Source organism: Acinetobacter sp. YH16051, assembly GCF_013417135.1.
Lineage (GTDB): Bacteria > Pseudomonadota > Gammaproteobacteria > Pseudomonadales > Moraxellaceae > Acinetobacter > Acinetobacter towneri.
The window spans coordinates 1-1,923 of record NZ_VPEN01000095.1; the positions used below are offsets into that span (position 1 = coordinate 1).

4 protein-coding genes are annotated in these 1,923 nt (G+C 30.8%); 2 read left to right on the forward strand and 2 right to left on the reverse strand.

Translation table 11 applies throughout. From position 1 onward, the window contains the following. Both FTV41_RS14505 and FTV41_RS14510 read left to right on the forward strand, forming a co-directional pair. Nucleotides 1–428, forward strand: a 428-nt coding sequence (locus FTV41_RS14505) for a helix-turn-helix domain-containing protein (protein ID WP_179996743.1), incomplete at its 5' end; no start/stop codon positions are given. A gap of 3 nt (nt 429–431) precedes the next feature. Continuing rightward, nucleotides 432–992 (forward strand): hypothetical protein, encoded by a 561-nt coding sequence (locus FTV41_RS14510; protein ID WP_179995759.1) that lies wholly within the window; start codon nt 432–434, stop codon nt 990–992. 110 nt (nt 993–1,102) lie between these two features. Here FTV41_RS14510 and FTV41_RS14515 read toward each other — a convergent pair whose 3' ends face one another. Both FTV41_RS14515 and FTV41_RS14520 read right to left on the reverse strand, forming a co-directional pair. Next, on the reverse strand, nt 1,103–1,375 hold the full coding sequence (locus FTV41_RS14515; protein WP_179995758.1) for a hypothetical protein: 273 nt from the start codon (nt 1,373–1,375) through the stop codon (nt 1,103–1,105). Between the two features lie 2 nt (nt 1,376–1,377). Then, the coding region (locus tag FTV41_RS14520) for an inovirus-type Gp2 protein (protein ID WP_179996744.1) at nt 1,378–1,923 on the reverse strand (546 nt) is incomplete at its 5' end.

Consider the following 1,923-nt stretch of genomic DNA (forward strand, 5'->3'; position numbering starts at 1 on the left):
GTGAATCAAGAAATGGAGATACGTTGTTAGTTGAAAGCGTAGACCGTTTATCTAGACTATCTCAAAATGATTTTGATGTATTGAAAGGTCGCATTAAAGAAAAAGGATTAAAGCTAGTTGTTGCTGATCTACCGACTACACACATGCTTGTTAATTCAAGCGACAACATTACAAGCTCTATTCTAAATCTTGTAAATAACATGCTCATAGACCTGTTAGCCACTATGGCACGTTTAGACAATGACAAGCGTAGAGAGCGAATTAAACAAGGTTTAAAAAGAAGCGGATACAAACCTACAGGCAAAAAAGCTGATACAGCTAAACATGCTAGAATTAAAGAATTGAGTGCTAAAGGCTTAACAAAAGAAGAAATAGCTAAAGCTGTAGGTTGTGGCGTTGCTACTGTATATAGAGTTTTAAAGGAGTAATGTATGGATGTATGTAGTTGGGATTGGTCAATTATTGCTACCTATCAAGATGTGATGGGAACTTATTTAGGAGTAGCAGCAACCATAGCATCACCAATAATAGTTGCTATTTATATTTACAAAAAATGGCATGATCAGAAAGGAAAGGAAGTTATAGCTAATGAAACAAAAGAAATTTTAAAAATAGTAGAAGATTTAAAAAATGACTATATGTATAGATATGGAAAAATAGATAGTTCAATTAACTATAAAGACCTTTTTAATAGAGATGATTTAGCTACTCATCGAATTAATAGCTTTAGGAATGATAGAAAGTATAGAGATAGAGTAAGTTTACTATTAGAAATAATTGAAGATAAAGAGATACAAGAAGTTCAACTTAATATAAAAGAATATACATTTCAATATACTAAACAAGAAATGAGTACTGATAATCAAGAAAATTTAGAAATTTTAGAAAATAAATTAAATTTTTTAATTGATAGTTTAAATAATCTAAATCGAATCCTTATAGAGTATATGATGTATAAAAAGGAAATTGTTTTTAAATCTAAAAGCGTGTAGGCGCACCGCACCTCATACGTGAGAGAGGGGAAAAGAGATATACTCTATCCCCTAGATTGTACGGAGTTGATAGATAATAAATGCTACAGCTACAGAGCATAATAAAAGTGTCATAGCTCTATCTCCTTAAACTGTTCTAATAGCTTTACATCATCCACAAGTGGCATGTATAGCTTTACATTACTTAAATCAATACCATCTAAAGCAGGGAGAGCATCAAGAATGTTTGATGTGATCTTGTCTAGCTTTTCTTTATTCTTCACTACTTTGTAGCCTTGTTCTGTATCTGCTTTTACTTTATTTGTTAGATATTGCCATACTACTAAATTAGAAATGAGTTGATTGTATGTGCTGTTAATTAAATGTTGATTATAGTCGATCATTGTTAGCCTGTTGTTGTTCCAAATGTTTTCTTATATTGTACTTGTTGCTTGTCATCCTGTTTAGCTAGGTATGAAGCTCGATACATACAATCTTTAAATTGTTCTGCATTTTTTAAATTGTGTCCTACTTTACTTCCACCTGAATCAGATAAATATTCTTCCTTTCGTTCATGGAAGTTAAAAGAAACTTTCTTATATTCCTGTTCAATATTTATGGTTACACCATTTAAGTTGAATAGTACCTTTCTTAAAAGGTTAAAGACTGTTAAAGGATTATGTTTATTCTGATCTACTACTAACATCATTTCTAAATGCAATCCTTTGTATTCTGCATATTCAAAGCTATATATAAAGCTGTACCCATCTTTAAATAAGCTCTTAATCTTTCTAGTTAATTTGTTAATATCGAATGAATGGTTATTATCTAGTCCTATTGTATATCTTAAAGCTATAGGTCGATCTATCGTATCCCTAGCATGAGCTAGAGCTAGATAAATCTCTTTCATGTTAGATTGTTTTAATTTATATGCTGTATTGATTGGATAGCC

What these genes read in the sequence shown, in the direction of transcription:
- FTV41_RS14515 (WP_179995758.1), bottom strand. Translation starts at nt 1,375, where the DNA reads ATGATCGACTATAATCAACATTTAATTAACAGCACATACAATCAACTC.
- FTV41_RS14510 (WP_179995759.1), top strand. Translation starts at nt 432, where the DNA reads ATGGATGTATGTAGTTGGGATTGGTCAATTATTGCTACCTATCAAGAT.